General features: G+C 71.4%; 17 protein-coding genes. 10 read left to right on the top strand and 7 right to left on the bottom strand.

Translation table 11 applies throughout. From position 1 onward, the window contains the following. Nucleotides 1–27: 27 nt before the first annotated feature. The 3 genes from ABD330_RS08500 to ABD330_RS08490 are packed head-to-tail and all read right to left on the bottom strand — an operon-like array spanning nucleotide 28 to nucleotide 2927. Nucleotides 28–990, bottom strand: a complete 963-nt coding sequence (locus ABD330_RS08500) for a metal ABC transporter permease (protein WP_344462508.1) — start codon at nucleotides 988–990, stop codon at nucleotides 28–30. Continuing rightward, entirely contained in the window at nucleotides 987–1955 is a 969-nt protein-coding gene (locus ABD330_RS08495; protein ID WP_344462506.1) for a metal ABC transporter ATP-binding protein, read from the bottom strand. Before ABD330_RS08495 ends, ABD330_RS08500 begins: the two co-directional genes overlap by 4 nt. A 15-nt stretch (nucleotides 1956–1970) precedes the next feature. Next, the gene (locus tag ABD330_RS08490; RefSeq protein WP_344462504.1) at nucleotides 1971–2927 is read right to left on the bottom strand and encodes a metal ABC transporter substrate-binding protein; all 957 of its coding nucleotides are present in this window, start codon (nucleotides 2925–2927) and stop codon (nucleotides 1971–1973) included. A gap of 197 nt (nucleotides 2928–3124) precedes the next feature. Between ABD330_RS08490 and ABD330_RS08485 the strand changes: the two genes are divergently transcribed. Beyond that, entirely contained in the window at nucleotides 3125–4507 is a 1383-nt protein-coding gene (locus tag ABD330_RS08485; protein ID WP_344462502.1) for a glycine--tRNA ligase, read from the top strand. 251 nt (nucleotides 4508–4758) lie between these two features. On the opposite strand, the gene ybiA is transcribed toward ABD330_RS08485, so the two are convergent. Both ybiA and ABD330_RS08475 read right to left on the bottom strand, forming a co-directional pair. Further along, nucleotides 4759–5334, bottom strand: a complete 576-nt coding sequence (ybiA, locus tag ABD330_RS08480; RefSeq protein WP_344462500.1) for a riboflavin biosynthesis intermediates N-glycosidase — start codon at nucleotides 5332–5334, stop codon at nucleotides 4759–4761. 164 nt (nucleotides 5335–5498) lie between these two features. Next, nucleotides 5499–6932, bottom strand: a complete 1434-nt coding sequence (locus ABD330_RS08475) for an MFS transporter (RefSeq protein WP_425555479.1) — start codon at nucleotides 6930–6932, stop codon at nucleotides 5499–5501. 102 nt (nucleotides 6933–7034) lie between these two features. Between ABD330_RS08475 and ABD330_RS08470 the strand changes: the two genes are divergently transcribed. The 6 genes from ABD330_RS08470 (at nucleotide 7035) to ABD330_RS08445 (ending at nucleotide 16266) form a co-directional block, all read left to right on the top strand. Further along, nucleotides 7035–7877 (top strand): helix-turn-helix transcriptional regulator, encoded by an 843-nt coding sequence (locus tag ABD330_RS08470; protein WP_344462498.1) that lies wholly within the window; start codon nucleotides 7035–7037, stop codon nucleotides 7875–7877. 808 nt (nucleotides 7878–8685) lie between these two features. Beyond that, entirely contained in the window at nucleotides 8686–9924 is a 1239-nt protein-coding gene (locus tag ABD330_RS08465) for a sensor histidine kinase (protein WP_344462496.1), read from the top strand. Beyond that, nucleotides 9912–10556, top strand: a complete 645-nt coding sequence (locus ABD330_RS08460; RefSeq protein ID WP_344462494.1) for a response regulator — start codon at nucleotides 9912–9914, stop codon at nucleotides 10554–10556. The genes ABD330_RS08465 and ABD330_RS08460 overlap by 13 nt, the downstream gene beginning before the upstream one ends. A 521-nt stretch (nucleotides 10557–11077) precedes the next feature. Next, the gene (dusB, locus tag ABD330_RS08455) at nucleotides 11078–12184 is read left to right on the top strand and encodes a tRNA dihydrouridine synthase DusB (RefSeq protein ID WP_344462702.1); all 1107 of its coding nucleotides are present in this window, start codon (nucleotides 11078–11080) and stop codon (nucleotides 12182–12184) included. Between the two features lie 563 nt (nucleotides 12185–12747). Then, nucleotides 12748–15456 (top strand): pyruvate, phosphate dikinase, encoded by a 2709-nt coding sequence (gene ppdK / locus ABD330_RS08450; RefSeq protein WP_344462492.1) that lies wholly within the window; start codon nucleotides 12748–12750, stop codon nucleotides 15454–15456. Nucleotides 15457–15759: 303 nt separating this feature from the next. Then, nucleotides 15760–16266, top strand: a complete 507-nt coding sequence (locus ABD330_RS08445) for a ribonuclease (RefSeq protein WP_344462490.1) — start codon at nucleotides 15760–15762, stop codon at nucleotides 16264–16266. 208 nt (nucleotides 16267–16474) lie between these two features. Here ABD330_RS08445 and ABD330_RS08440 read toward each other — a convergent pair whose 3' ends face one another. Further along, on the bottom strand, nucleotides 16475–17767 hold the full coding sequence (locus ABD330_RS08440; RefSeq protein WP_344462488.1) for a C2 family cysteine protease: 1293 nt from the start codon (nucleotides 17765–17767) through the stop codon (nucleotides 16475–16477). A gap of 261 nt (nucleotides 17768–18028) precedes the next feature. Beyond that, nucleotides 18029–18748 (bottom strand): GNAT family N-acetyltransferase, encoded by a 720-nt coding sequence (locus ABD330_RS08435; RefSeq protein WP_344462486.1) that lies wholly within the window; start codon nucleotides 18746–18748, stop codon nucleotides 18029–18031. A gap of 872 nt (nucleotides 18749–19620) precedes the next feature. Here ABD330_RS08435 and ABD330_RS08430 point away from each other — a divergent pair. From ABD330_RS08430 to ABD330_RS08420, 3 genes are all read left to right on the top strand, one after another. Continuing rightward, nucleotides 19621–20565: a PAC2 family protein gene (locus ABD330_RS08430; RefSeq protein WP_344462484.1), complete on the top strand. Its 945-nt coding sequence runs from the start codon at nucleotides 19621–19623 to the stop codon at nucleotides 20563–20565. Between the two features lie 34 nt (nucleotides 20566–20599). Continuing rightward, on the top strand, nucleotides 20600–21607 hold the full coding sequence (locus ABD330_RS08425) for an SGNH/GDSL hydrolase family protein (RefSeq protein WP_344462482.1): 1008 nt from the start codon (nucleotides 20600–20602) through the stop codon (nucleotides 21605–21607). A gap of 153 nt (nucleotides 21608–21760) precedes the next feature. After that, nucleotides 21761–23044 (top strand): deoxyguanosinetriphosphate triphosphohydrolase, encoded by a 1284-nt coding sequence (locus ABD330_RS08420; RefSeq protein WP_344462480.1) that lies wholly within the window; start codon nucleotides 21761–21763, stop codon nucleotides 23042–23044. The last annotated feature ends 8 nt before the right edge of the window (nucleotides 23045–23052 follow it).

Raw genomic sequence — 23052 nt, 5'->3', positions numbered from 1 at the left:
CTCCTGGAAGTGGGGGCATCTCGCACATCATTGTGCCAGCCCCGGACTTCCCGCCGGGTCGCTGCGGTCGGACCTGTCGTGCCGGGCGCCGTCCGGCACCGATCCGGCCTGCGCGGGGAGGAGGACGTCGCAGACCTCCGGCCCGGCCGGTCCGCCGGCGGAGCTCGCGGCCCGGTGCCGACGCCTGGCCAGCGGGGCCGCGATCGCGCTGAACACCGCGAAGACGGCGATGGCGAGCAGCACGATGGCCGGACCTGACGGCACATCGGCCTGGTACGACCCGGCGACTCCGGCCACCGCGACGGTGATGCCCAGGGCGATGGCCGCCGCCTGGGTCGCCGCGAAGGAACGGGTGAGCTGCTGGGCGGCGGCCACCGGGACCACCATCAGCGCGCTGACCAGCAGCAGCCCGACCACCCGCATGGCGACCGTGACGGTGACGGCGGCCATCACGGCGAGCAGCAGGTTGAGGAAGCGGACCGGGATGCCGGTGACCCGGGCGAACTCCTCGTCCTGGCAGATCGCGAAGAACTGGCGGCGCAGACCGACGGTGACGGCGATCACCACCGCGCCGAGCACGCCGATGGTGGCCAGATCCGTGGGGGAGACGGTGAGGATGGAGCCCCACAGGTAGCTCTCCAGGCTGCCGCTGCCGGCCTGGGCGCTCATGCTGACCAGGAGCTTCCCGCAGGCCATCCCGCCGTAGAAGAGCATCGCCAGTGCGATGTCGCCGCGGTTGTTGCCGCGCGAGCGGACCAGTTCCATGACCACGGCGCCGAGTACGCAGACCAGCACGGCCATCCAGACCGGGCTGGTCTGGAACACGAACCCGAGGCCGACGCCGGTCAGCGCGACGTGCCCGATGCCGTCGCCCATCAGTGCCTGCCGCCGCTGCACCAGGTAGATCCCGACGGCGGGTGCGGTGATGCCGACCAGCACGGCGGCGATCAGCGCCCGCTGCATGAAGTCGTAACTGAGCATTTCGGTCATGCCAGCGGTCCAGGGGTGGTGGGGTGGTGGTCGTCCGCGTGCGGGTGGACGTGGTCGTGGCCGGGAAGCGCGTGCTGGCCGGTGTTGGGCGGCGGCGGGCCGTCGTGCGCGACGCAGCCGTCGCGCAGCACCACGGCCCGGTCGATCAGCGGCTCCAGCGGGCCCAGTTCGTGCAGTACCAGCAGGACGGCGGCGCCGCGTTCGACCTCGCGGCGCAGGGTGTCGGCCAGCACCTGCTGGCTCGCCACGTCCACACCGGCCATCGGCTCGTCCATGATCAGGAGGTCGGGGGAGCCCACCAGCGCGCGGGCGATCAGCACCCGCTGGTGCTGGCCGCCGGAGAGGTCGGCCACACCGTCCTCCGCGCGGTCGAGCATGCCGACGGCGTCCAGCGCGCGGTCCACGGCGGCCCGGTCCTTGCGGCGGAACGGCAGCATCCGGTGCTGCGGCAGCCGCCCGGTGGAGACCACCTCGCGGACGGTGGCCGGGACCCCGGCCGCGGCGGTGGTGCGCTGCGGGACGTAGCCGACCCGGCGCCAGTCCCGGAACCTGCCGGACGGCGTGCCGAACAGCTCCAGGCTGCCGCGCTCCAACGGGACGGAGCCGACCACGGTCTTGACGGTGGTGGACTTGCCGGAGCCGTTGGCGCCGAGCAGCGCGACCACCTCGCCGGGTCGGACGGTGAGGTCCACGCCGCGCAGTACCGGACGGCCCCCGAGCGAGGCCACGGCGCCGCGCAGCCGGACGGGCACCGGGTGGGTGCCGGTGCCGGTGCCGGTGCTGACGCCGACGCCGGTGTTGGTACCGGTGTTGGTACCGGTGTGGGTGCTGGGGTCGGCGTCAGCGGCGCTGTCGGCGGCCTCGCCGGTGGCCTGTTCCGCGGGCTGTTCCGCGGGCTGGGGGGCGGGCTGGGCGGTGGCTTGGGCGGTGGCCTCTGCGGTCGCCCGGGATATGACGGAGCTCATGGGTGTGCTGTCCCCTCAGCTGGTGGCGCCGAGCGCGGTCCGCAGGTTGGCGAGGTTCTGACGCATGATCGAGAAGTAGTCGTCCTTGGCCGGGGACTTGACGCCCTCGATCGGGTCGAGCACCGCCGTCTTGAGCTTCAGGTCCTGGGCGACCGTCTCGGCCAGCTTCGGGCTGACCAGGGTCTCGAAGAAGATCGTGGTCACGCCGTTGTCCTTGGCGGCCTTCTGGATCTCGGCGAGCCGGGCCGGCGTGGGCTCGGCCTCCGGGTCGACGCCGTTGATCGCGATCTGGGTCAGACCGTAGTGGTCGGAGAGGTAGCCGAACGCGGCGTGGCTGGTGACGAAGGTCTTGGACTTGACGCCCTTCAGCCCCGACTGGAACTCCTGGTCCAGGGTGGCGAGCTTGCCGACCAGGGCGTCGGTGTTCTTCTGGTAGTCGGGGGCGTGCGCCGGATCCGCCTTGGCGAGTTCGGCGCCGACACTCCTGGCGACCGCCGCGTAGCGGGTCGGGTCGAGCCAGATGTGCGGGTCGCCGGTGGCGTGGGCGGCCTGCCCGGTACCGCTCGTGCCCTCGTCGAGGTGGTGGTCGACCAGCGGCGAGGCCACGGTGGCGTCCACCACGTGCTTGGCCTCGGACTGGGCGACGGCCTGGTCGACGGTGGGCTGCAGGCCCTTGAGGTAGACGACCATTCCGGCCTGCTGGACGGAGGCGACCTGCTTGGCGGTGAGTTCGAGGTCGTGCGGCTCGACACCGGCTGCGGTGAGGTCGGTGACGTGCACGTTGTCACCGCCGATCTGCTCGACGAGGAACTCCATCGGGTAGAACGACGCCACCACGTTCAGCTTGCCGTCACTGCTCTTGGCACTGCTCGTACCACCGCAGGCGGTGAGCACGAGGGTGCCGACGAGGGCGGTGGCGGTCAGGGCTATCGAGGTAGAGAGGCGGCGCGGTCGCTGGAGTCGGAGCATCATGACAACCATTCTCATCTTATGTGGAAATGATTGTCAACTCACTCGTTCGGGCGATCGGAGGCGCCTGGACACCGGTTTTCGGGAATACCGATTTGAACCCCCCACCCGGGTGCCCGGTAACCTGAGGTATTCGGGTGCGTGCAACCAGCCGCGCCTTGACCGTGCCGTCGAACCGACGTCGTACTGAAGAGAGCACTGTGGCCGCCGACAAGATCGACACGATCGTCAGCCTGAGCAAGCGCCGTGGCTTCGTCTACCCCTGCAGCGAGATCTACGGCGGTACGCGCGCCGCCTGGGACTACGGGCCACTGGGCGTCGAGCTCAAGGAGAACATCCGGCGCCAGTGGTGGCGTTCGATGGTCACCGCTCGGGAGGACGTCGTCGGGCTCGACTCGTCGGTGATCCTGGCCCGTGAGGTCTGGGAGGCATCCGGCCACGTCGCCACCTTCAACGACCCGCTCACCGAGTGCACCTCCTGTCACAAGCGCTACCGCGCGGACCACCTGGAGGAGGCGTACGAGGCCAAGCACGGCAAGCTGCCCGCCAACGGCCTCGCCGACATCAACTGCCCGAACTGCGGCAACAAGGGCGCCTTCACGGAGCCCAAGGAGTTCTCGGGCATGCTGAAGACGCACCTCGGCGTCACCGAGGACGCGGGCGGCCTGGCCTACCTGCGTCCCGAGACGGCGCAGGGCATCTTCACCAACTTCAAGGCCGTGCAGACCACCTCGCGCAAGAAGCCGCCGTTCGGCATCGCCCAGGTCGGCAAGAGCTTCCGCAACGAGATCACGCCCGGCAACTTCATCTTCCGCACGCGTGAGTTCGAGCAGATGGAGATGGAGTTCTTCGTCAAGCCCGGCGAGGACGAGACCTGGCACGAGTACTGGCTGCAGCAGCGCTGGGACTGGTACGTGGGCCTCGGCCTGCGGACCGAGAACATGCGCTTCTTCGAGCACCCGAAGGAGAAGCTCTCCCACTACGCCAAGCGCACGGTGGACATCGAGTACCGCTTCAACTTCGGCGGCACCGAGTTCTCCGAGCTGGAGGGTGTCGCCAACCGGACCGACTACGACCTCGCCACCCACAGCGAGGCCTCCGGCCAGGACCTCAAGTACTTCGACCAGGAGTCCGGCGAGCGGTACTTCCCGTACGTCATCGAGCCGGCCGCCGGTCTCAACCGCGCGATGCTGGCCTTCCTGATCGACGCCTACTTCGAGGACGAGGCGCCCAACGCCAAGGGCGTCATGGAGAAGCGCGTCGGCATGCGGCTCGACCCGCGGCTCGCCCCGGTCAAGGTCGCGGTGCTGCCGCTGTCGCGCAACGCCGACCTCTCCCCGAAGGCCCGCGGCCTCGCCGCCGACCTGCGGACGGCCTGGAACGTCGAGTTCGACGACGCCGGTGCCATCGGCAAGCGCTACCGCCGCCAGGACGAGATCGGTACGCCGTTCTGCGTCACGGTCGACTTCGACACCCTTGAGGACAACGCGGTCACCATCCGCGAGCGCGACACCATGGCGCAGGAGCGGGTCTCCCTCGACCAGGTGAAGTCCTACCTCGGTGCCCGTCTGATCGGCTGCTGACCCAGGTCGGGACGTCGGTCGTAGTAGGCAGTACCGTCGGCCGCCCCTGGGCCTGACGGAACTCGGCCGGGTACGGGGCCCAGCCGGGTTCGGCGGGCCGCCGGTCGGACTCGGTGGGCTCGGTGGGCTCGGCGGGTTCGCCGGGGCGCCGGGTCGGCGGTTCTGCGGGTCGCTGGTTCGGCGGGCCTGGTGGGTTTCGGTGGGACTGGTTGGGGCGCTTCCGCGGGTGCTCGCTGACTGCTGGCTCTCTGTCAGGCCAGCCGGGATCGGGCCTCCATCAGGGCGAAGCCCAGCAGGTTCAGCCCCCGCCACTCCGCCGGAACCGTCGCGCGCTCGTTGTCCGCCGCGAGCCCGATGCCCCAGAGGCGGTCCATCGGGCTGGCCTCCACCAGGACCCGCTGCGCGGTGCCGAGCAGGTACTCGCGCAGGTCCGGGTGCTGACCGAACTTCGCCACATTGCCCTCGACCACCAGCTCGAACCGCGCGGCGGCCCAGCGGTTCTCCTCGAAGCCCTCGACCAGTCGGCCCAGATTCTTGGCCTCGGCCGGGGTGCGGGCCTGGAGGATTCGGGGGAGTACCCGCTCGTCACCGAAGAGCCGGGCCTTGCCCGCCATCATCCAGTGCTCGGCGGTCGGGTACGTGACCCCGTCGACGGTGAACTCCGCCGGCCACCACTGGCTGAGCGAGCCCGGGCCGACCCGGCCGCTGCTCTCGGGTCGGTGGCCCCAGAAGAGCAGGTACTTCGGCTGGACACCGGCCCTGACCAGGGCTGTGAGCTCCTCGCGGGTACGGGTCTCGGCCGGGGTGCTGGGCTGGGTCGCTGTCATGCCGCCATCCTGGCATCCGGTACTGACATGATCCTGCGGTTTTCGGCGGGGTGCGAGGTGCGAGGTGCGGGGTGCGGGGTGTGGGGTGCGGCTGGCGGGTGGCGAGGTGTGTGTGCGGTCGGCCCGGTGGGGTGGGCCCGGTTGGGCCGGCCCGCTGTGGGTGGTCAGCCGACGGAGCGGGGGAGCCGGGTGCTCAGGCCGAAGATGACGACCGAACCGGCCAGTTGGAGTGCCAGCGCCAGAGCCAGTGCGTGCGAGATGCCCAGCGAGGGGGACAGGGTGAGGAAGAGCGTCCCCAGCGTCGCCACCCCGAGTGCCAGGCTGGACTGCTGAGTGGTGGCCAGGACGCCACTGCCGACACCTGCCCGGTCGAGCGGCACCTTCGACAGGACGACCCGGAACAGCGGCGTCCCGATCAGGCCCTGGCCGATGCCCGCGAGCGCCACCCCGGGGAGCATCCGGAGCGGTGAGAAGTGCGCCCAGTCGGTCAGCACCGTGGCAATCAGAGTGGCCAGGCCGAGGCCCTGGACGACGGCTCCCGCAGTGATCACCCGGCTGCCGAACCGGCTGATCAGCCGGGGGCCGGAGAGCGAGGCGAAGAAGTACCCGACGGCCATCGGCACCAGCGCCCAGCCGGCCGCGACCGGGCCGAGCCGCAGACCCTGCTGCAGCATCACCGCGATCACGAACATGAAGCCGCCGAAGCCGGTGAAGTACGGCACGGCGATGCCCAGCCCGTGCCGCATCTCGGGAATGCGGAGCAGCGAGAGCGGAACCAGCGGGACCCGGCCGGACAGCTCCGCCCGCCGCTCGACGAACAGGAACGCGGCGGCCAGGAACGGGAAGGCGCCGAGCATCAGCCAGCTCCAGAGCGGCCAGCCCACGGCCCGCCCTTCCATCAGCGGCACGAAGAGGGCGAGGAGAGCCGCGGTCAGCAGCACCGTGCCGGGAAGGTCGACCTTCACGGCCTGCGGGGAACGGCTCTCGGGCACGTAGACGACGGCCAGGGCCGCGGTCAGGAGCGCGAACGGGACGTTCAGGAGGAAGACGGCGCGCCAGCTGGTGCCGAACAGGTCGGCTGAGACGAGCATCCCGCCGAGTACCTGACCGATCACCACGGAGACACCTCCGACCGCGCCGTAGATGCTGAGCGCACGTGCGCGCTGCGGGCCGCTGCTGACAGCGGTGATGGTCGCCAGGACCTGGGGGAGCAGCAGTGCGGCCGAGGCGCCTTGTGCGACGCGGGCCGCGACCAAGGTCCAGGCCGAGGGGGCGAGGCCGCAGAGGAGTGAGGTGAGGGCGAAGAGCGCTGCGCCCGCTATGAAGAGCCGCCGACGGCCGAAGGTGTCGCCGAGGCGTCCGCCGAGAACCAGCAGTACGGCGAACGCGATGCCGTAGCCGGCGGCGACCAGCTCCAGGACGGCGGGCCCGGCGGCCAGGTCGTGGTCGATGGTGGGCAGGGCGACGTTGACGATGAAGAAGTCCAGCATCGGCAGGAATGCACCGAGCAGGACGGTGACGAGGCCGGCCAGACCGAGGGTGGAGGTGGCGGGCCGTACCAGAGGAGTGGTCTGTGGGAGCGCTAGTTGCTGGGTCACGACTACTACGATGGGGCCTCGCTCACCCTGGTACCAGAGAGTGTTTATCCAGGTATCAGTACTACCTGGCAATAGGCTTGGAAGTGGCGCATGCTTGGCCGCATGACAACCAGCATCGCGCCTGCCGACAGCCGCCGACACGAGTTGGCGGCCTTTCTGCGGAGCCGACGGGAGCGGATCTCACCGGAGCAGGTCGGGCTCCCGCAGACCGGGCGGCGGCGCACGCCCGGGCTGCGCCGTGAGGAGGTGGCACAGCTGGCCGCCGTCGGAGTCACCTGGTACACGTGGCTTGAGCAGGCCAGGAACATCCAGGTCTCCAGCCAGGTACTGGACTCTGTCGCCCGGACGCTGCTGCTCGACCGGAACGAGCGGGCGCACCTCTTCGCGCTCGCCGGCTCGGAGGACCCTGCCCCGGTTGTCGACTGCCTGACCATCACCCCGGCGATCCGGGTGCTGCTGAACCAGCTTGAGCCGATGCCGACGGCGGTACTGAACAGCCGTTACGACATCCTGGCCTACAACCGGGCCTACACCCGGATCGCCGGTGACCTCGACGCGATGCCGTTCGAGGACCGGAACGTCATGTGGCTGGCCTTCACCGACTCGTACTTCTCCAGTCTGCTGGTCGACCGGGAGCGCGCGCGTGAGGCGATCGTCGCGCGCTTCCGTGCGGCGATGGCGGACCACAGTGCCGAGCGGGTCTGGACTGCGCTGCTGGACCGGCTGCGGAACGCCTCCCCCGACTTCGAGGCCGTCTGGGCACGGCACGAGGTCGAGGGGCCGGGTAACGGGCTCAAGCGCTTCCTGTTTCCTGGTACCGGCATCCTCCGCTTCGACTACACCAATCTGTGGCTGGGCCCGCGACCGAACACCAGGCTGGTGACGTACACGCCGTACGACGACGAGACCCGGCAGCGGTGGGAGCAGCTGAACGCCTCGCCCTGAGCGGCCGGGCGGGTCGGCCCCCAGCCGACGGAGTGCCAGGGCCGCCGCCGGCACTCCGCGTGTGCGCGGCTCCTGGCCGCTGCTCGTCGCGCTCAGCATGCCCGCCCCGTCCGGAGTCGAAGAGGCGACTCGTCTCCGCACCCCACCAGCACGCCGCCGCACAGCTCCTCCGCCCAGGCCAGCCAGAACTCGCCCGACAGCGTGAACAGGCGGGCCGGCTGACGGCGTCGGCTCAGTCGGCCGCCGGTGAACGCCACCGTGGGGAGCACCCGGTTGCGCGGCAACCGCCCCCAGGCGAAACCGACCGGCTGCCCGCCTCGGGCGGGGTGCCCGGCGGAGTGCCTGGCACAGCGCCCGGTGCAGCGCCCTGCGCGGTGCCCGGCGCAGTTCCGAGCACCCCGCCGGGCACCCCGCAGTAAACCTGAGCTGAGCGCGGAGGTGACCATCACATCCAACAACTCGCCGTGCTCGTAGACCTCCAGGGTGGCTCGGCCGTTGCGGTGCGGCGTGCTGCGGACGGACCACGGCCCCCAGGGAGGCGTAGCCGTAGCAGCCGTCGTGGCTGCGGTCGTGGTTGTTGCAGTGGCGGCTGCTAGTGCCGGTGCCGGTGCCGGTGCCTTTGCAGCCGTAGCCGCCACCGTCTCGTGCTGCGTTGCGTTCTCGGTCCTCGTCATGTCCTCAAGGTTCGCCAAGATCCGACACCCAGTCGGTAGCACACGCTCCACTCTTTGGGGTGTAGCCAGGTACACCCCAAAGACGGCAGCCTGCTTCATGGTTGTGCCCGGACGAGAACCCTAGGCTGTCCGGCATGTCTACCTCTGCCCTCCGCCGCATGCTCACCCGGGGAGCCGAGCATGCCCCGTGGTCTGCGGCAGCTCGGCAGGACACTCTGTTCCTCGCCGCCGGGGTGCCACTCGGCCTCCCGGCCCTATCGGTGATGGCCTTCGCCCCGACTGCGACGTTCGGGCCGTTGGTCGCCCTGGTTCTCACCCTGGTCTGTCTGGACCTGCTGACGACAGCGCAGCGCACCCGGATCCGGAGGCTGCGTGGTCTGGACGTGCCCGGTCGGCTCCCGGTCGACGCCGGCTGGGTGGCCAGGCTCCGCGCCGGGCTGACCTGGCGCCAGGCGGTGTACCACCTGCTCGCCGCACCGCTCTTCGCCGTCGCCGGGCTGGCCGTCGTACTCGCCGGGGGCGCCGGCCTGGCGATGGCGACGGTCTACGGCTGGGCCTTCCTGATGCCGCACGGCAGTGCTCTCCGCTCCGGAGCGGGCTGGACGAGCACCGACGGGCTGACCACTGCCGGCGGTCTCACCGTGTTGTTCGCGATCCCCTGGCTCTCCGCCTGGCTGGCGGGGGTGGACGAGCGGGCGGCCCGTGCTCTGCTCGGCCCGAATCGCACCGAGCTGTTGGAGCGGCGGGTGGAGGATCTGGCGGAGAGCCGGGCAGGGGCGGTCGATGCCGCCGACGCCGAGCGCCGCCGTATCGAGCGCGACCTCCACGACGGCGCCCAGCAGCGTCTGGTGTCCCTCGCCATGAACCTCGGCCTGGCCCGGCGCACCCTGAGCGGCGTGCAGCCCGACGCGATGCAGGTGATCGTGGAGGCACACGTGGAGGCTCAGGCGGCCATCGTCGAGCTCCGCGATCTGGTGCGCGGTCTCCATCCGGTGATCCTGGAGGACCGCGGCCTGGACGCCGCACTCTCCGGCATCGCCGCCCGGGCCCCAGTGCCCGTTCGGCTCCAGGTCGATCTGTCCACCCGGCCATCAGCCACCATCGAGGCCGTCGCCTACTTCATTGTCTCCGAGGCGCTCGCCAACGTGGCGAAGCACGCTCGCGCCTCAAGAGTCGACTTGTCGGTAGAGCAGCAGGCCGACCGCCTGCGCATCGTCATCACCGACGACGGAGTCGGCGGTGCCGACCCGGCGACCGGGACCGGGCTCACCGGCCTCCGAAAACGTGCCGCCTCCGTGGACGGCACCTTCGCCGTCGCCAGTCCCCTCGGGGGTCCGACCACCGTCACCGTGGAGTTGCCGTGCGAGCTGTGATTGCCGAGGACTCGGTCCTCCTCCGAGTGGGCCTGGTCAAGGTCCTGGAGGCGGTCGGCTTCGAGGTTGCCGCCGCTGTCGGTGACGCCGAGGCACTGCTGACGGCTGTCGAGCAGCACGCTCCGCAGGTCGTGGTGACGGACGTTCGGATGCCGCCGGGCTTCACCGACGAAGGGGTGCGCGCAGCGCTGATGATCCGCCGCCAGTGGCCGCAGACGGCGGTGCTGCTCCTCTCCCAGTACGTGGAGGAGCGCTATGCCGCAGACCTGCTCTCCGGGAACACCAGCGGGGTCGGCTATCTCCTGAAGGAGCGGGTGGCCAATGTGGACGACTTCGTCGACGCGTTGCAGCGCGTCGCCGAGGGTGGCACCGCGCTGGACCCCGAGGTGGTCGCCCAACTGTTGCTGCGCCGCCACCGTGACCCGCTCGAACGCCTGACCCCTCGGGAGCGGGACGTGCTTGCCCTGATGGCCGAGGGCCGTTCCAACACCGCTGTCGCGGAGTCGCTCGTGATCAGTGACAGCGCGGTGGCCAAGCACATCAACAGCATCTTCACCAAGCTGGACTTGTCACCGGCCGACGCCACGCATCGCCGGGTGCTCGCGGTACTCCGCTTCCTGGAGGTGGGGTAGCCGAGAAGGCACGGTGCTCGGCAACTACCGGGAGGGCTGCTACCGGCGGCACCCTGACCGACCAGCCGACCAGCCGACCAGCCGACCAGCCGACCCGTCGGCCACCCCGTCGGCCGACCGGCCACCGGCACTCAGAGGCCCCGGCCGCCCGACCGGCCGCCCGGCCGGAGGCTCGGCACAGGGCAGCCGGGGCGTTGCGACGGTCACGCCGGTCCACTGCGCCAGGTGGGGGACAATGAAGAGTCTCGGACCGCAGCCCAGCCGATCCTTTTGAGGACTCACCGCGCATGACCACCACGCCCGACGCCGCCCACAGCAGCACCCACGGCACCACCCCCACGGAGACCGCCGCGACCCCGGCCGGCACTGCCCTCGCCGCCCCCGAGGCCGCCACCACTGCTACCGCCACTGCTGCCGTCGCGACTGCCACCGGCAGCGCCGCCGTCACCGTCGCCACCGCCACCGCCACCGCCACCGCCCCGGCGTCCGGAGCCGAGTTCGCGCCGCTGCAGATCGGCCCGATGCGAGTGTGGCCGCCCGTCGTGCTGGCGCCGATGGCGGGCATCACCAACGCCCCGTTCCGGACGCTGTGCCGGGAGCAGAGCGGCGGCAAGGGCCTGTACGTCTCCGAGATGATCACCACCCGGGCGCTGGTCGAGCGGAACGCCAAGACCATGCAGCTGATCCACTTTGACCCGAGCGAGAAGCCCCGCTCCATCCAGCTCTACGGAGTCGACCCGGTCACGGTGGGCAAGGCCGCCCGGATGATCGCGGACGAGGGCCTGGCCGACCACATCGACCTCAACTTCGGCTGCCCGGTCCCCAAGGTCACCCGTAAGGGCGGCGGCTCCGCGCTTCCGTACAAGCGCAACCTGCTGCGCGAGATTCTCCGTGAGGCGGTGGCCAACGCGGGGAGCCTCCCGGTCACCATGAAGATGCGCAAGGGCATCAACGACGACCACCTGACCTACCTCGACGCCGGCCGGATCGGCGCAGAGGAGGGGGTGTCGGCCATCGCGCTGCACGGCCGCACCGCGGCCCAGCACTACGGCGGCACGGCGGACTGGTCCGCCATCGCCCGGCTGCGCGAGTCCGTGCCGGCCGAGGTCCCCGTTCTGGGCAACGGTGACATCTGGTCGGCGGACGACGCGGTGCGGATGATGCGCGAGACGGGTTGCGACGGTGTGGTGGTCGGCCGTGGCTGCCTGGGCCGGCCCTGGCTCTTCAAGGACCTGGTCTCGATCTTCGAGGGCGACGTCGACTACGCCCGGCCGACCTTCGCCGATGTGGCGCGCGCCATGGTCCGGCACGCCCAGCTGCTCGGTGAGTGGATGGGCGACGAGGGCCGTGGCGTGGTGGACTTCCGCAAGCACGTCGCCTGGTACACCAAGGGTTTCTCGGTCGGCTCCGAGCTGCGGGTGCGGCTCGCGATGTCCAGCTCGCTCGCCGAGCTCGGGGAGACTCTGGCGCAGGTCGAGCAGCAGCAGGTGTGGCCCGCCGGGGCGGACGGACCGCGCGGCCGGACGAGTGGCAACAACCGGGTGGTCCTGCCGGAGGGCTGGTTGGACGATCCGTACGACTGCGCTCTGCCGAGCATTGACGCCGAAACGGATACCTCTGGCGGTTGATTGGGCCGAAGTGGTGAAAACGGGCCGCTGGTCCGCCCTGCCGCTCCGGATGGGCCCTCTTGGACAATATGGCCAAGAGGGCTCCTTTATGGCACTTTTTGCTTACTCGGAGGTCTCAACCGTCGACGCAAGGTGACGGGGTGCTGAGTTTCCCTGGGCCCGACGGCTGAGATGCGCCCGTGACGCTTGCCACATATCGTTGCGATTGACGGCCGGTCAGGTGGGTTCGTTGGACGCCAAGTCCTAAATCGCTTCCCGAAGGGCTCCGGGGCGGATCGGCTCGGCTGGCTGCAGGAAATCAAGCCGGGGAAACATGGCGGATCCCATGCCGCTACTCTCTGTCCGGTTCGTATGATCTTGGCGTTTCCATGTGTTCACTACTTGAACGAGTGCTAGCGTCATCCGGACGATTTCGCCAACAGAGGTGAACGCCACAATGGGCATTCGATCTGTTGGGTAGCCGCCCACTGTGAGATTCGTACGGCCTATTGGCAGCGCAAAACCGCCTTCGAAATGGGTATGTTCTCCGGCGTCAGGGCCACCGCGTACGAGGAGACCGACCCGTGCCGTCCGAGCAGAAGTTTGTTTACTCCTTCACAGAAGGAAACAAGGACCTCAAGGACCTTCTTGGCGGCAAGGGTGCGAACCTCGCCGAGATGACCAATCTTGGTCTCCCCGTCCCTCCGGGGTTCACCATCACCACCGAGGCCTGCAAGGTCTTCCTGGAGACCGGCAGCGAGCCGTCCTCCCTCCACGAGGAGATCAGTAGCCACCTCAAGTCCCTTGAGCAGGAGATGGGCAAGGAGCTCGGCCAGGCGGACAACCCGCTGCTGGTCTCCGTCCGCTCCGGCGCCAAGTTCTCCATGCCGGGGATGATGGACACCGTCCTCAACATCGGGCTCTCCGACACCTCGGTGCTCGGACTGGTCGCCCAGTCCGGCAACGAGCGCTTCGCCTGGGACTCGTACCGCCGTCTGGTGCAGATGTTCGGCAAGACCGTGCTGGGTATCGACGGTGAGCTGTTCGAGGAGGCGCTGGACGAGGCCAAGCAGGCCAAGGGCACCGTCAACGACCTGGACCTGGACGCTTCCGACCTCCAGGTACTGGTCGAGACCTTCAAGGCGATCGTGCTCCGCGAGACCGGGCGGGCGTTCCCGCAGGACCCCCGCGAGCAGATGGACCTGGCCGTCCACGCCGTCTTCCACTCCTGGAACGGTGACCGGGCCCGCCTGTACCGCCGCCAGGAGCGGATCCCGAACGACCTGGGCACCGCCGTCAACATCTGCTCGATGGTGTTCGGCAACCTCGGCGAGGACTCCGGCACCGGTGTCGCGTTCACCCGCGACCCCTCCACCGGCGCCGTCGGTGTGTACGGCGACTACCTCTCCAACGCCCAGGGCGAGGACGTCGTCGCCGGCATCCGCAACACCCTGCAGCTGGCCGAGCTGGAGCAGCTCGACAAGAAGTCGTACGACGAGCTCATGACGATCATGAACACGCTCGAACTGCACTACCGCGACCTCTGCGACATCGAGTTCACCATCGAGCGCGGCAAGCTCTGGATGCTCCAGACCCGGATCGGCAAGCGCACCGCCGCCGCCGCCTTCCGGATCGCCGTCCAGCTGGTCGACCAGGGCCTGATCGACCTGGACGAGGCGCTGCACCGCGTCACCGGTGGGCAGCTCGCGCAGCTGATGTTCCCGCGCTTCGCCCCCGACGCGAACTCCAAGCAGGTCGCCCGGGGCATCGCGGCCTCGCCGGGTGCCGCCGTCGGCAAGGTGGTCTTCGACTCCTACACCGCCGTCAAGTGGTCCCGTTCGGGCGAGAAGGTCATCCTGGTCCGCCGGGAGACCAACCCGGACGACCTGGAGGGCATGATCGCCGCCGAGGGCATCCTCACCTCGCGCGGCGGCAAGACCTCGCACGCGGCCGTCGTCGCCCGTGGCATGGGCAAGACCTGTGTCTGCGGCGCCGAAGAGCTTGAGGTCGACACCAAGCGCCGCCGCTTCACCACCTCCGACGGGCAGGTCGTGGAGGAGGGCGACACCGTCTCCATCGACGGTGCGAACGGCCGGGTCTACCTCGGTGAGGTACCGGTGCTCCCCTCCCCGGTGGTGGAGTACTTCGAGGGCACGCTGCACGCCGGCGCCGACGTCCAGGGCGGTCTGGTCCAGGCCGTGCACCGGATCGTGTCGCACGCCGACGTGCGCCGCCGGCTGGCCGTGCGGGCCAACGCCGACAACGCCGAGGACGCGAACCGCGCCCGCCGCTACGGCGCCCAGGGCATCGGCCTCTGCCGCACCGAGCACATGTTCCTCGGCGAGGAGCGCCGCAAGGAGGTCGAGCACCTGATCCTGGCGGACAACGACAAGGACCGCGAGCAGGCGCTCTCCACCCTCCTGCCGCTCCAGAAGGGCGACTTCCTGGAGCTCTTCCAGGCGATGGACGGCCTCCCCGTCACGGTCCGCCTGCTCGACCCGCCGCTGCACGAGTTCCTGCCCGACATCACCGAGCTCTCGGTGCGCGTCGCCCTCGCCGAGGCCCGCAAGGACCCGAACGAGAACGACCTGCGCCTGCTCCAGGCCGTGCACAAGCTGCACGAGCAGAACCCGATGCTGGGCCTGCGCGGCGTGCGCCTCGGCCTGGTCATCCCGGGCCTGTTCGGGATGCAGGTCAGGGCCATCGCGGAGGCGGCGGCCGAGCGCAAGCTCGGCGGCGGCGACCCGCGTCCGGAGGTGATGATCCCGCTGGTGGGCACCGTCCAGGAGCTGGAGATCGTCCGCGACGAGTGCGAGCGCGTACTCGCCGAGGTGGCCGCCTCCACCGGTGTCACGCTGGACATCAAGCTCGGCACCATGATCGAGTTGCCTCGCGCCGCCATCACGGCCGGTCAGATCGCGGAGGCCGCGGAGTTCTTCTCCTTCGGCACCAACGACCTGACGCAGACCGTCTGGGGCTTCTCCCGGGACGACGTGGAGGCTTCGTTCTTCACCGCCTACCTGGAGAAGGGCATCTTCGGGGTCTCGCCGTTCGAGACCATCGACCGCGACGGTGTCGGCGCGCTCGTGAAGCTGGCCGCCGAGGCCGGCCGGGCCACCCGCCCGGACCTCAAGCTCGGTGTCTGCGGCGAGCACGGCGGCGACCCGGACTCGGTGCACTTCTTCCACGAGGTGGGGCTGGACTACGTCTCCTGCTCCCCCTTCCGGATCCCGGTGGCGCGTCTGGAAGCAGGCCGCGCCGCCCTTGAGACGGCGGGCAGCGACTCGCGCTGAGAGGTGACAACCTCGTAGCGCGGTCCCGTCGCTGACCGCACCCCCTCCACGGGAGGGGCGTACGGCGGAGCTCGGCGCAGGAGAGCCGCCGTACGTAGGCAGCCGGGGCGGGAACGGACAATGGCGTCCGTTCCCGCCCCGGCTCCACTTCGTCCGGGCAGCCGGTCGCGTCCGCCGACCGGGCCTGGCCCGAGCGGACCACTGCCCGGCCTGCGCCGGCCACTGCCCGGCCCGCTGCGCTGCACGGGTGACTGCCGTACCCCGTTGACCGGTCCGGTCCGGGCACCCGGCAAGCTGTAGCCCATGACCAGCCGAAATCGTCTGACCGTTGTGGTGGCCGTCGTCCTCTGCGCCATCGTCGCCGTGGCGGCCTATGCCCTGCTCGGCAGCGCGAAGTCGTCCCCGAGCGCCGCCAGGTCGGCCACCGCGAGCGCGGGCAAGTCCGGTGGCGTGCCCAAGCCGTCCGCGCCGGCCAAGCAGTCCACCCCGGCCAAGCCCGCCGGGGGTTGGGTCCCGAACAACCCGGGCCTCGCCGACGTCTGCCGCACCAAGCTGCCGACCCAGGCCCGTGACACGCTCGCCCTGATCGACAAGGGCGGCCCCTACCCCTACCGCTCCGACGGCATCGTCTTCGAGAACCGCGAGAGCCGGCTCCCGAAGCAGGCCACCGGGTACTACCACGAGTTCACCGTGGTCACCCCGGGCTCGGGGGACCGTGGCACCCGACGGGTCGTCACGGGCACGGCAGGGGAGGAGTACTGGACGGACGACCACTACAGCAGCTTCCAGGAGATCGACAGCCGCTGCTGACCGGACCGCACCCGTCTGCCGACATCTGCCGACACCTGCCGCCGAGTGCCGTCAGGTGTCCGGCGCCCGGTGTCCGGCGCCCGGCGCCCGGCGTCGCGGGAGGCGGTCCGAGGCCACCGGACTCCCTCGGACGTCGTCAGGTCAGCGGCCGGCCAGGCGCCCCGGGCGCCGGCGGACGTCACCCCAGGGCACCCCATGGCACCGCGCGTCACCAGGTGTCGACGGCGTCCAGCCGGACCACGTGCTGCCGGACCTCCGGGAGGGTGAGCCAGCACTCCCACATCTTGCGGTCGGCACTGTCCCCCCAGGGGTTGCCCAGGCAGATCCGGCCGGCCGTCAGGTCCACGTCCTTGATGAAGTAGGCGTGGTTGGCCGCCAGCCGTCCGCCGAACAGCCGGTCCCGGTCGGTCTCCCCGAGGGTGCTCGCCGCGAGGGCCTGGCCCCGTGCCCTGCGGTCGGCGATCTCGTGCGGAAGCCAGGGCGAGTTGAGGTCGAGCTGCTGGACGGGGCGGCCGGTGAGCATGGTGAGCGCGTCCTTCACCGGTCCGCCGTGGGCGATCGCCTCGTAGCCCCCGCGCAGCTGGGCGGCGGCCTTCTCGTAGTAGCCGGGCCAGGTCTCGGCGAAGCGCGCGTCCCTGCTGTGGCCCTTGGCGCCGGCCAGCGCGTCGTGGGCGTACGGGAGATCGGGCAGCACCGTGACGTCGATCGGCTGTCCGTCCGCGTACAGCGTGCAGGTGACGGTGCCGTTGGCCTCCAGCCGAAGGTGGCGCGGGGCGTGCTGCGGGTTGGCCTGGACGACGGCCTGAATGCTGGTCAGCAGCCAGCAGGTGCCGAACCGTCCCTGCGCCATGTCCTGCCAGGACATCGCCTCGGTCGAACCGGAGACCCGCTGCCAGCTCTCGGTGAAGTACGCGCCGTCCACCTGCGCGAACGGTCCCTTGGGCAGCACCCAGCCGTGGTTCTCGCAGTGGTCGTGCTCGAACTCCGGCTGGCTGCACGGCATCGCGCTGCCGACCAGCATGCCCGCGTACGGACTCACCGAGCGCAGCAGCCAGCTGAACAGCTCCTGCTGGCGGCGCCAGTCGTAGGCCTGCTCGCCCGGCCGGTCCTCGACATGGGTGAGCGCGTCCCAGCGCTCCAGCCCCTGCGGGCCGAAACGGCGGATCACCATGTCAAGTTCGGCCGGTGGCAGCGGCATCAGCAGATTGCCCACCTGGTCGAGCAGCGACCGCGCGCCGAACCGCTGCTCGTCGGCGAACAGCAGGTCCCAGGCCTGCCGTCCGACCGCCTCCGCGCGTTGCTGGAAGGGCGCGGGCCCCGGCGGCTGCCAGGGGAGTTCGACCACCGGGTGGCCGTCCCTGGTGTAGTCGAGCCGGCTGCGTCCGACGTCGTCGGTCAGCTCCTGCGCGACGTCGACGGCGAACGCGATCGCCTGGCCGCCGGGGATGAACGGCGCGGCCTTGTGGACCGCCTGCCGCCAGTTGTTCCGGTGGTAGCTCACAGTGTGTTCCCCCTGTCGTCCCGGCCCGGCCCGGTGGCCGTCCCCGCCCGGACCGGCGCCGTCGAGGCCCTGGCCGGCCGCTCTCCTCCGCCCCGGTCCGAGAGCGTATCGGGCCCGCTGCGGCCGCCCGGGGACTGGCCCCCGGCAAGCGTGGTGACCGCCTGCGGACCGGGCTCCGAGAGCGCCGCCCGGGCCCGGAACACGCCGGTGGCGCCGACCTCGGGGAGGTCGGCGCCACGGTGCGTGACGGGTCGGCGCCCGTCAGGCGTGGATCAGCGGGACGCCGTGTCTAAGGCACTCCTGGGCGAGGGCCGGATCCGGCGCGCTCGGCGAGGTGGCGGCGGCGATCCGGATCTCGATGATGTCCCGGACGGCCGGCCACTCGTCCTCCAGGATCGAGTAGAACGCGGTGCTGCGCACGACGCCGTCCAGGCCGCGCGAGTGCGCCCGCCGGACGCCCTCGCAGGTGGCGCCGAGGCGTTCGATCGCGGTGCGCGAGCGCAGGTTGCGGGCGTCGGCCCGCAGCGAGATCCGCTGCACGCCCCAGGTCTCGAACGCGTGCCGGAGCATCAGCAGCTTCGCCTCGGTGTTGATGCCGGTGCCCTGGGCCCGCGAGGAGAGCCAGGTCGCGCCGATCTCGGCGGCGTCCGGGACGGCCTCGCGCGGATCACCGAACGGCACGCCGGGGGTCGGCGGCCAGACCACCGGGCCCTGCCAGTAGTCCAGTTCCTGGAAGCGGGTGGCGCCCACCACCCGGTTGTCGGCGACGGCCACCGTGGCGAAGGGCAGCGAACGGCCGGCCGCCTGGTCGGCGAGGGCGCGCGCGATGTAGTCCTGCGCGGCCTCCAGACCGTGCGGGACGGGCGTGAAGGCGTAGGTCGTACGGTCCTCGGCGCCGGCCATGGCGAGAGCCTCGGCGTGGTGCATGGCGAGGGGCTCCAGCCGCGCGGTGCGGCCGATGAGGGTGACAGGTACGGGCACGGATCCTTCGGTCCTTCGGCGATCGGAGGGGACCCTCGTGCCGGGGTACGGGCACAAGGGTGCTGGTCTTTCGCCCCGGCCCCCGGATGTGCCGCCACCCGCCGTGGGGAGCGGGTCCGCGCACGCCGGAGATCCGGCCGTGCGGCGGGGAGGCGGCCCGGAGGCGGGCAGCGCGGTGCCGGAACGGACTCGGGTCAGCGGACCGGTCCGGCGAGATGAGCGAGGGGACAGTGTGCGTCCGCGAGATGGCCGAGAGGGGAATGAGAGCGCGAAGGGAAGCAGGCGGCCAGGTGAAGGCAAGGTGCGGTGCGAGTGTCTGACCGCACCGGGCCGGGCCGGGTCCACGGCGTCACGGACGACGGGACAGCGACGCGGCGATGCGGGTCAGCGAGAGGACGATACCTGTCAGAAGGCGGTGCGTCACCTCGCGGCGCGCCATCGGGGGCGCGAGCTTGCGCCGGGCACGCCGCCCGCGCCGCCGGGAGGGCCCCGGACCGGCCCCGGAGCACCTCGTCACCGGCTCCGAATCGGCTCCGAACGGGCAACGGACCGGCCCTGGGCGGGCCGGGCGAGGGGGGCGGCCGCGGACCGTCGGCAGGGCTCCCACCAGCGGATTCACGGCGGGGTGCGATGATGGTCGGGCCGTGGTCGGGGGGAACCGGTCTTCGTGGGGCCGACCGGTGGGAACCGGAACCCGGACGAGGCGCTCTCCGTTACTTGGGAATGTCGCCGCCCGGGGATTCGGGAATTCCGGCGGTGTCCGGCACGCTGGACTGATCGGACGGCCGGTTACGACCGCGGACGACCACGAGGTCGAGCCAACCGGTGGGCCTACGACACGAATGACAAGACGGAACGGGGTTGGGTGCGCGGTGCGGGATCCCAAGGAGCTGTACCAGCTGGAGCAGCAGGGCGTGGCCGCGCTGGTCGCCGCGGACGCGGCCGCCGGCCCCGACGCCGCTGGTCTGGTGCTGCTCTACCACTTCGAGGGCTTCATGGACGCCGGTGAGGCGGCCGGCCAGGTGGTGACGCATCTGCTGGAGCAGGGCTCCCCGCAGGTCGTCGCCCGCTTCGACCACGACCGCCTGGTCGACTACCGCGCCCGCCGGCCCGCGATGACCTTCAACCGGGACAGGTGGACGTCCTACGAGCCGCCCGAGATCCTGCTCCAGTTGGTGCACGACTCTGTCGGTACACCCTTCCTGCTGCTCACCGGTCCGGAGCCCGACACCGAGTGGGAGCTGTTCGCGGCCGCCGTGCGGGAGTTGGTCGACCGCTTCGAGGTCCGGCTCTCGCTCGACTTCCACGGCATCCCGATGGGCGTGCCGCACACCCGCCCGGTCGGGCTCACCCCGCACGGGACGCGCCTCGACCTGGCGAGCGACTACCCGAAGTGGTTCGACCAGGCCCAGGTGCCCGGCAGCGCGCAGGCGTTGCTCGAGTACCGCCTCAGCGACGCGGGCCACGATGTGCTCGGGTTCGCGGTGCACGTCCCGCACTACGTGGCCCGCTCGGCCTACCCGGCGGCGGCCGTGCTGATCCTGGAGGCCGTCCAGTCGGCCAGCGGCCTGGTGCTGCCCGGCACCGAGCTGCGCGACCGGATCGGCGAGGTCTACGCCGACATCGAGGAGCAGTTGGCGCAGGGCGACGACGAGCTGCGCTCCGCCATCCGGGGAATGGAGAGCCAGTACGACGCGGTGGCGGGCTCGGAGGGCCGCGAGAGCCTGCTGGCCGAGCCGGCCGACCTGCCGTCGGCGGACGAGCTGGGCCGGCGCTTCGAGGAGTTCCTGGCGGAGCACGAGCGCGACGCGGAGTGATCGACCGGACCGACGGTCCGACGGGGGGTGTGCGATGGGCGGGGGGAGTGCGATGGACGGCCGGCGGGCCGGCGGCGTACTGCTCGGGCTGGCCGGTCTGCTGCTGACGGCGGCCTGCGGCGCGGGCTCCGGCGGCCCGGCGCCGCAGGGGTCCGCCCCGGCGGCCCGGGCCGGTGCGGGGGCGGGCGCCGCCCCGGCCCCGAAGGCGCCCACCGGCCCGTACGTGGCGCTCGGCGACTCCTACACCGCCGGCCCGGCGATCGACCCGCAGGTCGGCACACCATCCGGCTGCGGCCGGTCCGGCGCCAACTACCCCTCCCTGGTGGCGAAGGCCCTCGGCCTGGCGGCCGGGCCCGGGTTCACCGACGTGAGTTGCAGCGGCGCCACGACGGCCGATCTGACGGGCGCGCAGCAGACCTCGGACGGCACCAACGCACCCCAGCTGGACGCGCTCACGCCGGCCACCCGGCTGGTGACGCTGGGCATCGGCGGCAACGACGTCGGGTTCGTGGAGGTGCTGACGGAGTGCGCGAAGGAGAACCTGGCGCACTCGCTGTTCGGCGGTCTCACCGGTACGTCCGGCGACCAGGCGCCCTGCCGTACGCACTACACGGCCGCCCCCGGCCAGGACCAGCTGCGCGCCCGGATCGACACGGCGGGGGAGAAGCTCACCGGTCTGCTGCGGGAGATCGCGCGCCGGGCGCCCGAGGCCAGGGTGTACGTGGTCGGGTACCCGGCGCTGCTGCCCGCCGATCCGGCCGGCTGCGCCCGGACTCTGGGGCGCACCGTGGCCGCCGGGGACCTCGGCTTCCTGCTGGACGAGGAGCGCGGGCTCGACGCGATGCTGGAGCAGCGGGCGGAGGCGGCGGGCGCGCGGTACGTGGACACCTTCGGCCCGTCGGCCGGTCACGACATGTGCGCGGGCCAGGACACCCGGTGGATCGAGCCGCCGGTCCCCGCCGCCGGTGCGGCGCCCGTCCACCCCAACGCCCTCGGGCAGCAGGGCCTGGCGGCCGCGGTGCTCGGCGCCGTCAGGGGCTGACCGCCGGGCCGGGCCGCCCCCGGCCGCCCCGTGCTCCTTCTGCCTGCTCGGTCCAGGTGGTCCGTCCGTGTGGTCCGCCCGCCGGTCGGGTGCGCCGCCGATTGCGTGGTGCGCCGGTGGAATGTCGGTGGCGCGGCGTACCGTGACCACCATATGAACGACACTCCGCACCGCGCCGCTCCGTACGATCCCTCCGCCGAGGCCCGCTGGGTGCCCGAACCGGACAAGCGTCCGGGGCGGACGGCGTTCCAGCGTGACCGCGCGCGGGTGCTGCACTCCGCCGCGCTGCGGCGGCTGGCGGGGATCACGCAGGTGGTCGCGCCGATGCTCAGCGACTTTCCGCGGACCAGGCTGACGCACTCGCTGGAGTGCGCGCAGGTCGGGCGGGAGCTCGGGGCGGCGCTCGGCTGCGATCCGGACCTGGTCGAGACGGGGTGCCTGGCCCACGACATCGGGCACCCGCCGTTCGGCCACACCGGCGAGGAGGCGCTCGACCAGGCCGCCGAGGCCTGCGGCGGGTTCGAGGGCAATGCCCAGTCGCTGCGGATCCTCACCAGGCTCGAACCCAAGCGTTTCGCGCCGCTCGACGAGGCCCCCGCCCGGCTGGCGCCGTGGCCCGGGCACAGCGTCGGCCTCAACCTCAGCCGGGCCGCGCTGGACGCCGCCACCAAGTACCCCTGGCCGCGCGGCTCGCACCCCGTCGACCCGGCCTCCACCAAGTACGGGGTCTACGCGGACGACCTGCCGGTCTTCCGGTGGCTGCGCAAGGGCTCGCCCGCCGACCGCAAGTGCTTCGAGGCCACCGTCATGGACTGGTCCGACGACGTCGCCTACTCCACCCACGATGTGGAGGACGGCCTGCAGGCGGGCCACATCGACCCGGCCGTGCTGCGCTCCGCCGAGGAGCGGGGCGAACTGTTCAAGATCGCCGAACGGTACGCGCCGGAGGCCGAGGCCGAGGAGTTCGGCGAGGCACTGGACCGGCTGGGCTCCGAGGAGTGGTGGCCCCGCACGTACGACGGCTCGGCCCGCGCCCGGGCCGGTCTGAAGGACCTCACCAGCCAGCTGATCGGGCGGTTCTGCCTGGCGGCCGAGCAGGCCACCCGGGCCCGCTACGGCCCCGGGCCGCTGACCAGGTACGCGGCGGAGCTGGTCGTGCCGCCCGCCGTCCGGGTCGAGTGCGCCGTCCTCAAGGCCGTCGCCGTCCGGTACGTGATGCAGCGCGAGGAGCAGGCCAAGCTGCGCTCCCGCCAGCGGATCGTCATCGCCGAGCTGGCCGACGCGCTGACCCGCTCCGCGCCGTACGGCCTCGACCCGGTGTTCGCCGCGCTGTACGAGGAGGCGGAGGACGACCGGGCGGCCCTGCGGGCGGTGATCGACCAGATCGCCACCCTGACGGACGCCTCGGCGCTGGCCCTGCACGCCCGGCTGCTCTGAGGCCGATC

Origin of the sequence: Kitasatospora kazusensis, from assembly GCF_039529945.1 — a bacterium.
GTDB classification, from domain to species: domain Bacteria; phylum Actinomycetota; class Actinomycetes; order Streptomycetales; family Streptomycetaceae; genus Kitasatospora; species Kitasatospora kazusensis.
This window is presented reverse-complemented; position numbering and strand designations above follow the sequence as displayed.